The 15,189-nt window shown below is 71.8% G+C and carries 14 protein-coding genes; 5 read left to right on the plus strand and 9 right to left on the minus strand.

Annotated elements, in window-relative coordinates:
* Positions 1-32: 32 nt before the first annotated feature.
* A complete protein-coding gene (locus ACMCNO_RS27795; RefSeq protein ID WP_412752397.1) occupies positions 33-386 on the minus strand; it encodes a DUF3099 domain-containing protein in 354 nt (117 codons plus the stop codon).
* 67 nt (positions 387-453) lie between these two features.
* Positions 454-1,026, minus strand: coding sequence for an HhH-GPD-type base excision DNA repair protein (locus ACMCNO_RS27800; RefSeq protein WP_412752398.1), 573 nt, complete (start codon positions 1,024-1,026; stop codon positions 454-456).
* 238 nt (positions 1,027-1,264) lie between these two features.
* Here ACMCNO_RS27800 and dtd point away from each other — a divergent pair, with 238 nt between their 5' ends.
* Complete coding sequence (gene dtd / locus ACMCNO_RS27805; protein ID WP_412752399.1) at positions 1,265-1,687, plus strand: D-aminoacyl-tRNA deacylase; 423 nt, start codon at positions 1,265-1,267, stop codon at positions 1,685-1,687.
* Positions 1,688-1,714: 27 nt separating this feature from the next.
* Here the strand turns inward: dtd and ACMCNO_RS27810 are convergent, their stop codons facing one another.
* The gene (locus ACMCNO_RS27810; RefSeq protein WP_412752400.1) at positions 1,715-2,503 is read right to left on the minus strand and encodes a sporulation protein; all 789 of its coding nucleotides are present in this window, start codon (positions 2,501-2,503) and stop codon (positions 1,715-1,717) included.
* A gap of 299 nt (positions 2,504-2,802) precedes the next feature.
* On the opposite strand from ACMCNO_RS27810, the gene sigB reads away from it, so the two are divergent.
* On the plus strand, positions 2,803-3,759 hold the full coding sequence (sigB, locus tag ACMCNO_RS27815) for an RNA polymerase sigma factor SigB (protein WP_412753829.1): 957 nt from the start codon (positions 2,803-2,805) through the stop codon (positions 3,757-3,759).
* Between the two features lie 10 nt (positions 3,760-3,769).
* Here the strand turns inward: sigB and ACMCNO_RS27820 are convergent, their stop codons facing one another.
* Both ACMCNO_RS27820 and ACMCNO_RS27825 read right to left on the minus strand, forming a co-directional pair.
* Entirely contained in the window at positions 3,770-6,313 is a 2,544-nt protein-coding gene (locus ACMCNO_RS27820) for a GNAT family N-acetyltransferase (RefSeq protein ID WP_412752401.1), read from the minus strand.
* 5 nt (positions 6,314-6,318) lie between these two features.
* On the minus strand, positions 6,319-7,506 hold the full coding sequence (locus tag ACMCNO_RS27825; RefSeq protein ID WP_412752402.1) for an acetoin utilization protein AcuC: 1,188 nt from the start codon (positions 7,504-7,506) through the stop codon (positions 6,319-6,321).
* Positions 7,507-7,692: 186 nt separating this feature from the next.
* Between ACMCNO_RS27825 and ACMCNO_RS27830 the strand changes: the two genes are divergently transcribed.
* A complete protein-coding gene (locus ACMCNO_RS27830) occupies positions 7,693-8,385 on the plus strand; it encodes a metal-dependent transcriptional regulator (RefSeq protein ID WP_412752403.1) in 693 nt (230 codons plus the stop codon).
* 93 nt (positions 8,386-8,478) lie between these two features.
* Here ACMCNO_RS27830 and ACMCNO_RS27835 read toward each other — a convergent pair whose 3' ends face one another.
* On the minus strand, positions 8,479-9,030 hold the full coding sequence (locus tag ACMCNO_RS27835; protein ID WP_412752404.1) for a hypothetical protein: 552 nt from the start codon (positions 9,028-9,030) through the stop codon (positions 8,479-8,481).
* Between the two features lie 66 nt (positions 9,031-9,096).
* A complete protein-coding gene (locus ACMCNO_RS27840; RefSeq protein WP_412752405.1) occupies positions 9,097-9,342 on the minus strand; it encodes a DUF5522 domain-containing protein in 246 nt (81 codons plus the stop codon).
* Positions 9,343-9,455: 113 nt separating this feature from the next.
* Here ACMCNO_RS27840 and ACMCNO_RS27845 point away from each other — a divergent pair, with 113 nt between their 5' ends.
* Positions 9,456-9,941 carry a hypothetical protein gene (locus ACMCNO_RS27845; RefSeq protein ID WP_412752406.1) on the plus strand — a complete coding sequence of 162 codons (486 nt, stop codon included), beginning with the start codon at positions 9,456-9,458 and terminating at the stop codon, positions 9,939-9,941.
* Positions 9,931-10,845 carry an alpha/beta fold hydrolase gene (locus ACMCNO_RS27850; RefSeq protein WP_412752407.1) on the plus strand — a complete coding sequence of 305 codons (915 nt, stop codon included), beginning with the start codon at positions 9,931-9,933 and terminating at the stop codon, positions 10,843-10,845. The genes ACMCNO_RS27845 and ACMCNO_RS27850 overlap by 11 nt, the downstream gene beginning before the upstream one ends.
* A gap of 45 nt (positions 10,846-10,890) precedes the next feature.
* On the opposite strand, the gene ACMCNO_RS27855 is transcribed toward ACMCNO_RS27850, so the two are convergent.
* Complete coding sequence (locus tag ACMCNO_RS27855; protein ID WP_412752408.1) at positions 10,891-12,090, minus strand: MFS transporter; 1,200 nt, start codon at positions 12,088-12,090, stop codon at positions 10,891-10,893.
* 209 nt (positions 12,091-12,299) lie between these two features.
* Complete coding sequence (locus ACMCNO_RS27860; protein ID WP_412752409.1) at positions 12,300-15,176, minus strand: vitamin B12-dependent ribonucleotide reductase; 2,877 nt, start codon at positions 15,174-15,176, stop codon at positions 12,300-12,302.
* Positions 15,177-15,189 lie beyond the last annotated feature (13 nt).

Consider the following 15,189-nt stretch of genomic DNA (forward strand, 5'->3'; position numbering starts at 1 on the left):
GCCCATCGCCGCAGGTCGCGCGGGCCTTCGGCTCAGTCGTCGGCGTCGATCGTGCGTTCTTCGTTCTGCTCTGCCGAGTGGCGGTCGAGGGCGTGTCGCTGACGTTCCCGGTTGCGCGCCTCGTAGCGCTCCGCCTTGGTCTTGGGCGGGCGGTCGTTGGCGATGAGGACGGCGGCCCAGGGCAGGAAGACCATCCCGGCCGCGCACAGGATGAGCCACAGCGGGAGCAGCGGCGCCTTGGCGCTGATCAGGACGGCGCCCAGAATGAGGCAACCCGCCCGGATACCCATCATGGTCACGTAGCGGATCTGGCGGCTGCGGAGCTGGTCACTCTGGCTGAGGGCCGCATCGGTGATCAACACCGGGCGGTCCGGCTGCTTCTTCACGGGTGACTCCGATCGACTCTTCATCCTCGCACCGGAGGCACCCGGCTGCCCAGCATCGACGGGATGCTCAGCCCGGCCGCTTCGCGGCGGCCTTCATCTCCTTCTTGTAGGCGCGCACCCGTGCCAGCGAGTCGTCGTCCACGATGTCCGCCACCGACCGGTAGGAACCCTGCTCGCCGTACCCTCCGGCGGCCTCGCGCCAGCCGGTGGGCTGCACGCCGTACTGCTTGCCGAGCAGGGCCGTGAAGATCTGTGCCTTCTGCTTGCCGAAGCCGGGCAGCGAGCCCACCCGTCGGAGCAATTCCGCGCCGTCGCGCACTTCCGCCCACAGATTCGCGGCGTCGCCGTCGTACTCGGCCACCAGCATGCGGCACACGTCCTGCACCCGGGTCGCCATCGCCTTGGGGAAGCGGTGCAGCGCCGGTGGCTTCGCGAAGATCTCGATGAGCGCGTCGGTGTCGAAGTCCGCCAGTTCCTGGGCGGTGGGCGCGTGGCCGAGCCGCTGCGCGAGGACGTACGGCGAGCTGAACGCCTTCTCCAGCGGGACCTGCTGATCCAGCACCATGCCGACGAGCAGCGCCAGCGGATCGGTGGACAGCAGCTTGTTGGCCTCGGCGTCGATCGGCAGCGAGATCGTCATGTCGTCCATCGTCGCAGGTCCGGCGTTTCCCGCCGCGGCCACCTCACCGGGCGGCGGGCAACCGGCGCAGCGAGGGGGCGGTTGGCCGGCAGCGCCTTCCGGGCCGGACCGTCGGGACCGAGACTCGCGGCACGCCGCCGATCGGGCCCAGCCCTGGGCGGGATCCACCTCTCCGCGACAATGACCGACGGGCTTGTGCCGCGACGATCCCGGCGGCGCGGGCGGAGAGGAGCCGTTGATGCGGGCGCTGGTGCAGACCGTGAGCCGGGCGAGTGTCACCGTGGACGGTGAGGTCGTCGGCGAGATCACGGACGGGCTTCTGGTGCTGCTGGGCGTCACCCACGACGACACGCCGACGACCGCACAGACCATGGCCCGCAAGGTGTACGAGCTGCGCCTGCTCGACGACGAGGCGTCGGCCGCCGACTCGTCCGCCCCGCTCCTGGTGGTCAGCCAGTTCACCCTGTACGGCGACGCCCGCAAGGGCCGCCGCCCGACCTGGGCGGCCGCCGCCCCGGCCGAGGTGGCGGAACCGCTGGTGACCACGTTCGTGGAGGCGTTGCGCGCCCGGGGTGCGAGCGTGGCCACCGGCCGGTTCCGGGCCCACATGCTCGTGGAGAGCGTGAACGTGGGCCCGCGTACCGTCCTGCTGGAGCTGTAAAGCTCAGAAGAACTGGAGCTGTAAAGCTCAGAAGAAGAGGCCACGGCGCTGGGCGGACTGGCGCAGCCAGCCGTCCAGCTGCCCGGCCCAGTCGACCTGGTCGACGGTGTGGTAGTCGACGTCGAAGCGGCCGAACGCGTCGTGACCCTCGGTGAATATTCCGCCACGCTTGTCGATTTCGAGGATCACCTGCAGCACCTGCGGGGTCGCGATGAAGGTGACCTCCAGCTGGTTGATGCCGCCGGCGTACGCGGGCGGCGGGTAGAACTCGATCTCCTGGTAGAACGGCAGCGTCTGGTGCGTGCCGTACACCGAGCCGCGCTCGACGTCGGCCTTGCTGAACCGGAAGCCGAGCCGCTGCAGCGCTTCGAGGATCCGCTCCTGCGCCGGTAGCGGGTGCACCGCGACCGCGTCGAGGTCGCCCTTGTCGACCGCCCGGGCCACCTCAAGCTCCGTGGCCAGACCCATGGTCATGCCGTGCAGGTGCTGGCCGTACACCTCGGTGATCGGGGTCTCCCACGGCACGTCGAACCGGAACGGGATGTCGTGGCGCTGGCCCGGGTCCAGCTTGAAGGCACCGGTCAGCCGCTGCCGGTGGAACTCCTGGTTGGTGTTGTACTCGCTGTCGCCGCTCTCGACCTCGACCCGGGTGACGAGGCCCAGCGCCACGTACTCGATGTCGACCGCGTGTTCCCCGCCGATCACCTGAACGTGACCTTCGAGGTAACCCCCGGGCCGGCAGTTGGGGTTGGTGAGCACCGTTTCCACGGACGGGCCGCCGACGCCGAGTGCCCGCATCATCCGTTTGAAGACCACGGACCTTCCCTTCGTGTGTCGTTCCGGAACACATTATCGGGCTCTTACCAATCGATCCGCGTTCCCCATATGTCCCGCCAATTCGGGCAGGCTGTCGGGTTCACGACCTCAGGGTTCTCCCCGATTCATGCCACCTGGAGCCTTGCCTCACCTCGGCTTAACGCCTGCCGCGCCAAGCTTTGGATCACCGGCACGAATGCGGGCTGGGAATGCACCGAGTTCACGCGGGGAGGGGACTGAAAGTGGTCCTGCAGACGAAGGCGATGGAGTCCATGGCGGAAGAAGCCGCTGACGGCATCATGACAGACAGTGTCGAGGCCCTGGCCGACCTTGACGCCACCGACGAGCGCGGCGTCTCCGCCGACCTCGTCCGGGCGTACCTCAACGGCATCGGACGGACCCGCCTGCTCACCGCGGTCGAGGAGGTGACCCTCTCCAAGCGGATCGAGGCCGGCCTCTACGCCGAGGAGAAGCTCCCCACGGCCGACGCCCACCTCGCCGGGCTGCTGGAGATCGTCGCCGCCGAGGGCAAGGCCGCGAAGAACCACCTGCTCGAGGCGAACCTGCGGCTCGTCGTCAGCATCGCGAAGCGCTACACCGGGCGCGGCATGGCCTTCCTCGACCTGATCCAGGAGGGCAACCTCGGCCTGATCCGCGCGGTCGAGAAGTTCGACTACACCAAGGGTTACAAGTTCTCCACGTACGCCACCTGGTGGATCCGCCAGGCCATCACCCGCGCCATGGCCGACCAGGCCCGCACCATCCGCATCCCCGTACACATGGTTGAGCAGGTCAACCGCATGGTCCGCGCGCGCCGCGACCTCGCGACGCAGCTGGGCCGCGAGCCCAGCATCGCGGAGATCGCCCAGGCCATGGGCGTCCCCGAGTTCCAGGTCATCGAGCTGATCTCGTACGACCGGGAGCCGGTCAGCCTGGACCAGGCGGTCGGCGAGGACGGCGAGAGCGCCCTCGGCGACTTCGTCGCGGCGGTCGACCCGCGCGGCGAGCCGGGTGACGGCCTGGCCCGCGGCGAGCTGCGCAACGAGGTCGAGATCGTGCTCTCCACCCTCTCGGAGCGGGAGTCGGCGGTGATCCGGCTGCGCTTCGGCCTCGACGACGGCCGCCAGCGCACGCTCGACGAGGTGGGCCGCGAGTTCGGCCTGAGCCGCGAGCGCATCCGCCAGATCGAGAAGGTGACGATGCTCAAGCTGCGCTCCCCGGAGCGCGCCGGCCGCCTCGAGGCGTACGCGAGCTGACCGCGAGCGGTCAGAGGTGGCGTGGGCCGGTGTCCGGGCGGGCCCCGCCCGCGCCCACCTCGACCGTGATGTGCAGCACATCGAAGCCGTCGGGGCGGGCCAGGACCGGGTTGAGCGACAGCGCGCGGATCCGCGGATGTTCGTCCGCGAGGCGCCCGACCCGGAGCAGCAGGTCGGTGAGGGCATCCCGGTCGACCGGGGCCGAGCCCCGGTAGCCGTGCAGCAGCGGCGCCGCCCGCGGCTCGTCGACCAGCGCCGCCGCGGCCGAGTCGGTCAGCGGCGCGGCCCGCCACGCCAGGTCCCCGAGCAGTTCACTGGCCACCCCGCCGAGCCCGAAGCCGACCACCGGGCCGAAGGCGGAGTCCTCCGCCACCTCCACCCTGCACGCCACCCCGGGCGCAACCATCGACTGCACCAGCACCACCGGGCCGAACGCCGCCGCCAGCTCGCCGTAGGCGGCGCGGACGGCCGCCGCGTCGGCCAGGTTGAGGCGTACCGCGCCGAGGTCGATGCGGTGGCGCAGGGAACCGCGGGCCGCCTTCAGCGCCACGGGATAGCCGCACTGCTCCGCGGCGGCCAGCGCGGCCTGCAGCGACCCGGCCGCCGTGGACGGGACGAGCCGGATGCCGTACGCGGCCAGCAGCTCCGTGGGCGATCCCTGCACCTGCGCCGCGGCAGGATCCACTCCGGACAGCTCCGGATAGCGGCCGGGCGGGCGGCGCAGCCAGTCCGCGTACGAGGCGACCCGCCCCAGCGCCCGCACCGCCTCCTCGATCGACGGGTACGACGGCACCCGCGACGGCAACTGTCCGAGCAGGAACGTCGCCACGGTCGGCTTCTCCCCCGCCAGTGCGACCGCGGACAGCGCCACCGCGAAGTCCGCGTCGGAGTCGGGCAGCTGGCCCGGCAGCGGCGGGGCGAACACCACGACCAGCGCGTCCACCACCGGATCCGCCTCGGCCTCGGCCAGCGCGGCGGCGAACTCGTGGGCGCCGGACTGCGGGCCGAGGTCGCGCGGATACCCGTCGGCGACCACGAGGCCGTTGGGGCGGCAGGCGGCGACCGCGAGCCCGGACAGGGCGGACGAGTTGCCGACCACGGCCACGCGCCGGCCCGCGGGCAGCGGCTGGTGCGCCAGCAGCACCCCGACGTCGAACAGTTCCTGGACGGTGTCGACGCGGATCATCCCGGAGCGGGCGAACAGCGCCGTGACCGCGTTCGCGTCCGGGCCGGGCAGGTCCTCGGCCAGCCCGGGCGGCCGGGTCGCCGACGCCACCGCCACGATCGGCTTGATCCGGCTCATCCGGCGTGCCAGCCGGGCGAACTTGCGCGGGTTGCCGAACGTCTCCAGGTAGAGCAGCACGACATCGGTGCGCGGGTCGTCCTGCCAGTACTGCAGCAGGTCGTTGCCGGAGACGTCCACGCGGTTGCCCGCCGACACGAAACTGGACAGCCCGAGCCCACGCCGGTCCGCCTCGGCCAGCAGGGCCACCCCGAGCGCGCCGGACTGACTGAAGAAGCCGACCCGGCCGGCGGCCGGCAGGGTCGGGGCGAGCGTGGCGTTGAGCCGTACCGCGGGGTCGGTGTTGGCGATGCCCAGGCAGTTCGGGCCCACCACCCGCATCCCGGCCGCCCGGGCCTGTTCGACCAGCGCACGCTGCGCCTCCGCCCCGTCCGGGCCGGTCTCGGCGAAGCCCGCGGACACCACCACCAGGGCACCGGCGCCGGCCGCGGCCGCGTCCGCCACGGCTTCGGAAACCCTTTCCGGGGGTACGGCGATGAGCCCCACGTCGATCGTCTGGCCCGCCTCGGCCGCCGACCGGTACGCCCGCCGCCCCGCCACCCGCTCGGCGCTCGGGTGCACCGGCACGACCGCACCGGTGAAGCCGCCGTCGCGCAGGTCCGCCAGCAGCGCCGCGCCGACCCCGAGGCCGCTGGTGCTGGCCCCGTACACGGCGACCCCGCGCGGGCTGAGCAGCCGGGCGATCGACCTGGCCTCGGTGCGCTGTTCCCGGCTCTCCTGCACCTCGCGCGAGCGTTCCGTGGGGGCGATCGGGAATTCGAGGTGCACCACGCCGTCGGCGTAGCGGCGCTGGATCTGGTAGCCGAAGTCGCTGAAGACGCGCAGCATGCCGCCGTTCTGCGGCAGCACCTCGGCGACGAACCGCCGGATGCCGTGGGTCCGCGCGGCCTCGGCGAGGTACTCCAGCAGCACCGACCCGATGCCGCGACCCTGGTACGCGTCCTCCACCACGAACGCCACCTCGGCGTCGGGCGAGTCCGGGCCCATCCGCTCGTAGCGCCCGACCGCCAGGATGCGCGGGCCACTGACCGCGACGTACGCCTCACGGTCGTGGTGGTCCACGGTGACGAAGCGCTCCAGGTCCCGCTCCGGAATCCGCGGATACGGCGAGAAGTAGCGCAGGTACCGGGTGCGGTCGCTCATCCGGGAGTGCAATTCGACGATCGCTTCGGCGTCCGCCGGGTTGATCGGGCGCAAGTGGACGGCGCTGCCGTCGGAGAGCAGCACATCGGCGCCGGTGTCGAGGACCATGGCGGTCAATCCCTCGGGTCGTGCGGGTCGAGGCCGTGCAGCGGGAACACCGCCGTGCGGGTCGCCAGGATCGCCCGGTCCACCGCGTCGGTGGTGGTGCCCGGCTGCCAGCGTTCCTGCGGCGGCTCCACGCCGTCGGTGAAGGTGACCGGGATGTCGGCCTGCGGGCGGCGCTGCGCGGCGAGTTTTCGCCAGTCGGGCGGCGTGGGGGTGCCGGGGGCCAGCGGCTCCCCGGTGGCCACGGCCAGCAGGTGGGTCCAGGCCCGGGGGACCACTTCGACGAGCGCGTACCCGCCGCCGCCGGTCGCCACCCAGCGCCCGCCACAGACCTCGTCGGCGAGCGCCCGCAACGCCAGGTAGGTGGCGCGCTGGCCGTCCACGGACAGGCGCAGGTCGGCCAGCGGGTCCAGCCGGTGCGCGTCCGCGCCGCACTGGGTGAACAGCACCTGCGGCTTGAACGCGCGGACGACGGACGGAACGACCGCGTGGAACGCGCGCAGCCAGCCGCCGTCGCCCGTGCCCGGGGGCAGGGCCACGTTCACCGAGGTGCCCTCCGCGCCCGCACCACCGGACTCGTCGGGGAAACCCGTACCGGGGAACAATGCCAGCGGGGTCTCGTGCAGGCTGACCGTGAGCACGCGCGGATCGTTGTAGAAGACGGCCTGGACGCCATCGCCGTGATGCACGTCGACGTCGACGTACGCGATCCGCTGCGCGCCGAGATCGAGCAGGCGCGCGATCGCCACCGCGGGGTCGTTGTAGACACAGAAGCCCGCGGCGCGCGCGGGCATGGCGTGGTGCAGACCACCGGACACGTTGACCGCGCGGGTGCTGGAGCCGTACCAGACGGCCTCGGCCGCGGCGACGGTGGCGCCGCAGATCCGCGCGCTGGCCTCGTGCATCCCGTCGAAGACGGGGTTGTCCGGGGTGTTGAGACCCCATCCGGCGAAGAACGGATCGCGGGGTGCCTGCCGGACCGCGTCCACGTAGTCCGGGCGGTGCACGCGGGTGAGCAGGGCCTCGCTGGCGGGTTCCGCGGGCACCACCCGCACCCCGGGCCGGTCGAGGATGCCCAGCTCACGGGCGAGCGCGATGGTCAACTCGACCCGGACCGGGTTCATCGGATGCTCGCCCATGTCGTACGCGAGCAGCGCCGGGTCCCAGACCACCGTCGTGGGCACGCCGTCCGCCATGGCGTCATCGTCGCACGCCGTGGTGATCCGCAAGCGGGGCCGGGCCGAGGACCGTCTGCGCCGCTGCCGGTCAGCAGCGCGGGCGACGACCCGGCCGCGGACCCGTCACACGCCTGCTCGGCGCCCGGCTCGCCGTGGGGGCCGCTCCCGACCGGGGGGTAATATCGCGGCTGGGAGGACTCCACCGTGAATGATCTGGTCGACACCACCGAGATGTACCTGCGGACCATCCTGGAACTCGAGGAGGAAGGAGTTCCCCCGCTGCGAGCCCGCATCGCCGAGCGGCTGCACCAGAGCGGGCCGACGGTCAGCCAGACGGTCGCGCGGATGGAACGCGATGGCCTGCTCACGGTGGAGGGCGACCGGCACCTGCAGCTCACCGAGCTGGGCCGGTCCCATGCGGTCTCGGTCATGCGCAAGCATCGCCTCGCCGAACTGCTGCTCGTCAACGTCATCGGCATGCCCTACGAGGAGGCCCACGAGGAGGCCTGCCGCTGGGAGCACGTGATGAGCGACGCGGTGGAGAAGAAGGTCTACGAGCTGCTCAACAAGCCGACCCGCTCGCCGTACGGCAACCCGATCCCGGGCCTGGATGCGTTCGGCACGCCCGCCGCCGCGGAGCGGGCCGAGGCCGCGACCCTGGGCGCGGAGCGCAATCTCGCGTTCCCCGGCCTCACCGGCGATGTGGTGGTGCGGCGCATCTGCGAGAGCGTGCAGACCAACGCGGGGGTGCTGCGGCAGTTGCACGCGGCCGGGATCGACCCGGGTGCGACCGTGACCGTGGCCCAGGAGCGTGACGCGGTCACGATCGACCGCTCGGGCGACAAGATCCGGCTGCCGCGCGAGGTGGCGTCCCGCGTTTTCGTCGCGGCCCACTGAGCCGTCACGGCCCACTGAGCCGTCACGGCTCACTGATTCGTGACGGCTCGATGAATCCGTCGCGGCCTGTTTCTGGCCCGCTGGCCGCGCGGATCAGCCTTTCGTGGTGTTCATCGCCTTGGCCAGCGACGCCAGCTTGGTCGACATCTGATCCGCCTGAGCCTGTTTCGCACCCTTGGGAAAGGTGAACTTCAGGGTCTGCAACTGCGCGGCCTCGCTGAGCCAGGTGATCTCGATGCTGGGCCCGTGATCGCCGGAAGCCCCGCTCTGCAGCCGGTATCCGGCCCGGCCGAGCCCCTTGACCCGGGTGGCCTTGGCGGGCATGAGGTCCTGCAGGAACAGGTTCGCGTCCGCCCTCGTGCTCTCGACCACGGACAGCGCGAGGTTGGGGTAGTCGCCGTTCTCGGTCTGCACCACGCAGGTGGAGGTGTCGTCGACCTGGTCGGAGCCCGCCACGGTGAAGGTGACGCCGATCGTGTCCCGGATGAACGCGTAGTCCCACAGGATGCATGCACCCCCCGCGGAGGCCGCCGGCTGTTCGAGGACCTGCACCGGGGGCAGGCCCGCGTCCGCCCTGCTGCCGGAGCACCCCGTGAGGGCGAGCAGGGTGGCGGCGGCGCCGAGCGCGACCAAACGCGAACGCACGTGGGTCCTCCCGAATGGAATCGGGGCACACCGTACTTGGCGCCGCGCGGGGAGGGGAATACCGGGTCAGGCACCATCGACGTACGGACAGTGACGGCAGCCGCGGCCGCAGCACGTGCCGCGGTCGGCGAGAAACCCCGCGGTGAGCACGAACAGGCCGGAATCCGGGTCGAGGTAACCGGGGCGGCCGTCGGCGAGGGCGGCGGCGTGCGCGGCCAGGATCTCGGCACGGTGTGGGTGGTCGGGCGCGAGCCGGGAGGGATGCGGCTCGGTGAGCGGCCGCGGCGCCAGGGGCCGACTCTCGTGCGCCACTCGGGAAGTCTAGGCGAGGGTAACGGCTGACGATCGCTCCGGTCGCCCGCTGTCTCGCAGGCGACGGGCGGGTCCGCTTGACATCGCCTGTCAAGCTGGTCGACGATGGGGCCGTGCCCACTCGCGGGGAGCTGGTCGAGCAGATCGTGCGTCTGCTCGACGTACGACTGCTCGACCCCCTCGACATCCTGCTCGACGGCGACGACACGGTCGCCGCGCTGCGCCACGTCGTCCGGATCCGCGCCGGCGCCTGGGCGGACGCGATGTGCGGGCGCGACGACGAGGCGGCCGTGCGCGCCGCCGTACGCCTCGTCGCGACCCTCTATCCCGGCGATCGCGCGTTCGACCCGCCGCTCGACTGGTGGCGTACCCCTCTGGGCCGGACCGTGGCCCGCAGGGTCGGCCACCCGGCCGCCGAGCGGGTCTCGTATGCGACGGCCGGGGCGATGCTGGGCATCAGCCGCCAGGGCGTGCACGACCTGATCAAGCGGGGCCGGCTGCCCCGCCATCCGGACGGCGGGGTGCCCGCCGCGGCCGTCCGCGACCGCCTGCGCGCGCGGGACGCCGGGAGCAACGAAGGGGAAGTAGATGATCAATGACCGTCTCGTCGACGCCGGTGAGCTGCCCATCGCCGTACGCGACTTCGGTGGCGACCAGCCGCCGCTGGTGCTCCTGCACGGCGCCGGAGGCAACCTCGCGACGCTGACCACACTGGCTCGGACGCTGCGGCCCCGGCACCGGGTGGTGACCATGGATCTGCGCGGCCACGGCCGCTCGGGAGACGGCCCGTGGTCGTGGGAGGCGGCGCTCGGAGACATCGCGGCGGTGGCCGTACATCTCGGCTTGGAGCGCCCGTCGGTGGTCGGCCATTCCCTCGGCGGCATGCTGGCCGCGCTGTGGGGCCAGCGGCATCCCGAGTCGCCCGGGGTGGTGAGCCTGGACGGCTGCCCGCCGCCCAGCCGCGCCGACTGGCTGCCCGGCCTCGACCCGGAGAAGGCCACCGCGGAGCTGGCCCGGTTGACGCAGGCATTCGACGCGATGCACGCCGGGATGGGCCGGACGATTCCCGCCGAGGAGCTCCCCGACCTGGTGGAGCGCGAACAGATGGCGGCCCGCGACATGGGCGCCAACGAGAAGGTGTGGATCGAGGGGTTCCGGCGCAACCTCGCGCACGTCGACGGCGAGACGACCACGCGGCCCTCCGCCGCGACCGCCGGGCAGTTGCGGGACCTGATGGCCGGGCTCGACCTCGCCCCGGTGTACACCGCGATGGCCTGCCCGCTCCTGGTCGTGCTGCCGACACGGAGCCTGCCCGAGGAGGAACCCTTCGCCGACCTGTACGCCGCGCACCGCCGCTTCCTCACCGACCAGGTCGCGGCGGCCGCCCAGGCCAACCCCCGGGTGCAGTACCTGCAGCTGCACGACGCCTCGCACGCGATGGTGATCGAGCAGCCCGAGCCGCTGGCCCGGCTGATCGGGGACTTCCTGGCCTCGGCCGGATAGCCCGCTCGCCCAGCTGGCTCGGGTGGTCGCGACGAGCAGGCCGCGTCAGACCTCGGCGCGTTCCGGCTCGACCGCCAGCGGACGCGCGGCACGGGACGCGTACAGGCCGAGGGCGAGGGCGGCCAGCACCACCAGCAGCGCGTGCAGCACGCCGACGTGCTGGGCCAGGAAGCCGATGAGCGGCGGGCCGGAGAGGAACGCGGCGTAGCCGATGGAGCCCGCCACGGAGACCCGGATCGCCGCGCGGGCGGGGTCGTCCGCGGCGGCGCTCATGCCGACCGGGAAGCCCAGTGAGGCCCCGACCCCCCAGAACAGCGCGCCGACCAGAGCCAGCGGTACCGCGATGCCGGACACCACCAGCAGCAGGCCGATCGCTGCGGACACGGCGGTGGCCCGCAGCACCGGGACCCGGCCCCAGCGGTGCAGGGCGTGGACGCCGAACATCCGGCCCAGGGTCATCGCCGCCACGAACATGCCGAAGCCGATGGCGCCGAGGGTCTCGCTCGTGCCGTACCCGTCGACGAGGCTGATGGCCAGCCAGTCGTTCGCGGAACCCTCGGTGAAGCCGAAGCCCAGCATGATCAGGCCGATGAGCAGGGTGCGCGGCTCCCGCCAGGTCTGCCGGACCCCGGCCGGGCGGCGCTGCTCCGCGGGCACGGAGACGTGCGGCAGGAAACGACGGACGATGATCAACTGCGCCGCGGTGGCCAGGAGCGCGGTGACCCACAGCTGGCTCGACACCGGCACCCCGGCCGTCGCGGCCAGGGCGCCCACCCCGGCACCCGCCACGGTGCCGAGGCTGAATCCGGCATGGAAGCGGGGCATGATCGTACGGCCCAGGCGTCGCTCGACGTCGGCTCCCTCGACGTTCATGGCGACGTCCCAGGTGCTGTTTCCCACCCCGGCGAAGACCAGGCCCAGGCCGGCCAACGGCACCCAGCCCAGCGCGGCGCCCGCCCCGAGCAGGACCAGCCCGAGCACCACGGACAGGCTGCCGATCAGCACCGCGCGGGCCGGACCGATGCGGTGCACGAGCGGACCGGCCAGCGGGATCGAGGCGATCGCGGCGGCGGAGAGGCAGAGCAGCAGCAGGCCGAAGCCGGCCGGGCTGAGCTGCAGGTCGTTGCGGACCGCGGGGGCCCGGGCCAGCCAGCCCGCGTACGCGAGTCCGTTGACCGCGAAGGTGGCGGCGACCGCGACCTTCGCGGTCTCGAGACGGGTCCGGTCCCGCATGTCTGGACTCACCCACCCAACTTACTCGTTAAAGTGGTGCCCGGCCAGGCCAGACGCCGACACATCATCGTGCAGCCGATCCGCTGCCCGTGTCTGCGAGAGTGCCCTAGTTCGGCCGAGGTGGTCCGACCTCCGGTCGTATCGCCGCAGCCCACGCAAACGCCGGGGGCGGTCGCGCAGTTACGCGACCGCCCCCGGCGCCAGGCAATGCACTACGGGCGTCAGCTGCAGCCCGAGGTGGAGCCGCAGCCCTCGCAGACGTAGCAGCTGCCCGCCGGGCGCATCTTGGTGCCGCAGGTGAAGCAGAGCGGCGCGTCCGCGGACGTGCCGAGCACGACCTCCAGCAGTTCGGTCGACGAGCCGACCGACGCCGGCGCCACCTGCTCGGGAGCGGCCGGGGCGGGCGCCGACGGGGTGGCGGCCGCGCCGACCGGGGCGGACACCGGGGCGGAGGCGGCCATGCCGGCCAGGTCCATGTCAGCGGCGGCCGCGGCCTCCGCCTGGATCTGGGCAGCCCGCTCCTTGGCGGTGAAGATGCCCAGCTCGGCGCGGGTGTCGTACGGCAGGAAGTCGAGCGCCAGCCGCCGGAAGATGTAGTCCATCACGGACGCCGCCATCCGGATGTCCGGGTCGTCGGTCATACCCGCCGGCTCGAACCGCATGTTGGTGAACTTGCTGACGAACGTCTCCAGCGGGACGCCGTACTGCAGGCCGATCGAGATGGCCACCGAGAAGGCGTCCATCACCCCGGCCAGCGTCGAGCCCTGCTTCGACATCTTGAGGAAGACCTCGCCCAGGCCGTCGTCCGGGTACGAGGACGCGGTGAGGTAGCCCTCCGCGCCACCCACCGAGAAGGACACCGTCTCGGACGGGCGCTTCTTGGGCAGGCGCTTGCGGACGGGGCGGTACTCGATGACCTTCTCGACCGCCTTCTCCACCACGGCGGGCACCTCGGCCACGGCGGCCTTCGGCTTGGCCGCCGACAGCGGCTGGCCCACCTTGCAGTTGTCGCGGTAGATGGCCAGCGCCTTGAGGCCCAGCTTCCAGCCCTGGAAGTGGATGTGCTCGATGTCCTCGACGGTCGCCGACTCCGGCATGTTGACCGTCTTGGAGATCGCGCCGGAGATGAACGGCTGCACGGCCGCCATCATCCGCACGTGACCCATCGGAGCGATGGACCGCTCCCCCATCGCGCAGTCGAACACCGGGTAGTGCTCCGGCTTGAGGCCGGGGGCGTCGACCACGTTGCCGTGGTCGGCGATGTGCTCGACGATCGCCTCCACCTGCTCCTCGGGGTAACCGATGCTGCGCAACGCGCGCGGCACGGTCTGGTTGACGATCTGCATCGAGCCGCCGCCGACGAGCTTCTTGAACTTGACCAGGGCCAGGTCGGGCTCGATGCCGGTGGTGTCGCAGTCCATCATCAGGCCGATGGTGCCGGTCGGCGCCAGCACGGAGGCCTGGGCGTTGCGCCAGCCGTTCTTCTCGCCGATCTTGTTGCCGTTCTGCCACTGCTTGGTCGCCTCGCGGACGATGTCGGTGGCCACGGCGCCCTGCGGGCGGATGGCATCGTTCGCGGCGGCGTGCTTGCGCATGACCCGCTTGTGGGCGTCGGCGTTGCGGGCGTACCCGTCGTACGCGCCGACCACCCCGGCCAGCTCGGCGGAGCGACGGTACGCCGTGCCGGTCATCAGCGACGTGATGGCGGCGGCCAGGCCCCGGCCCCCCTCCGAGTCGTACGGCAGGCCGGACGCCATGAGCAGCGCGCCGAGGTTCGCGTACCCGATGCCGAGCTGGCGGTACGCCCGGGTGGTCTCGCCGATCTTCACGGTCGGGAAGTCGGCGAAGCAGATCGAGATGTCCATCGCGGTGATGACGAACTCAACACTCTGGACGAACTTCTCCACCTCGAAGCCGCCCTCGGCGGTCAGGAACTTCATGAGGTTGAGCGACGCCAGGTTGCACGACGAGTCGTCCAGCGACATGTACTCCGAGCACGGGTTGGACGCGGTGATCCGCCCGGTCTCCGGGTTGGTGTGCCAGTCGTTGATCGTGTCGTCGTACTGCAGGCCGGGGTCGGCGCACTCCCAGGCGGCCTGGGCGATGTCCCGGAACAGCTTGCGCGCGTCGATGGTCTCGATGACCTCGCCGTTGAGCCGGCCGCGCAGCTCGAACTCGCCGCCCGCGTCCACGGCCTGCATGAACTCGTCGCTGACCCGTACGGAATTGTTGGCGTTCTGGTACTGGACGCTGACGATGTCGGAGCCGCCCAGGTCCATGTCGAAGCCCGCGTCCCGCAGCGCGCGGATCTTGTTCTCCTCGCGCGCCTTGGTCAGCACGAACTCCTCGATGTCGGGGTGGTCGACGTCGAGGATGACCATCTTCGCGGCCCGCCGGGTCGCCCCGCCGGACTTGATCGTGCCGGCGCTGGCGTCCGCCCCGCGCATGAAGCTGACCGGACCGCTGGCGGTGCCGCCGGAGGTCAGCAGCTCCTTGCTGGAGCGGATCCGGGACAGGTTGACCCCGGAGCCGGAGCCGCCCTTGAAGATCAGCCCCTCCTCCTTGTACCAGTCCAGGATGGAGTCCATCGAGTCGTCCACCGACAGGATGAAGCAGGCACTGACCTGCTGCGGCGACGAGGTGCCGACGTTGAACCAGACCGGCGAGTTGAAGCTGAACACCTGGTGCAGCAGCATCCACGTCAGCTCGTGGTCGAAGATCTCGGCGTCGCCGGGGGTGGCGAAGTAGCCGTGCTCCTCACCCGCCTTGCGGTAGGTCCGCACGACCCGGTCGATGAGCTGCTTGAGGGACCACTCACGCTCCGGGGTGCCGACCGCGCCCCGGAAGTACTTGGTCGTGACGATGTTCGCGGCGTTGACGCTCCAGAAGCCGGGGTATTCCACCCCGCGCTGCTCGAAGTTGATCGAGCCGTCGCGCCAGTTCGTCATGACGACGTCGCGGCGCTCCCACTCCACCTCGTCGTACGGGTGGACGCCCTCGGTCGTCCATACCCGCCGGAGCCGCAACCCGCTGACCGCAGCCCCCCCGCTGCTCGCGCGCGTGCGCTGCTTTCCCGCTGCCATGCCGTCACCGGCCATGTGGTGTTCCCCC

The organism is Krasilnikovia sp. M28-CT-15, from assembly GCF_047159595.1.
Lineage (GTDB): Bacteria > Actinomycetota > Actinomycetes > Mycobacteriales > Micromonosporaceae > Actinoplanes.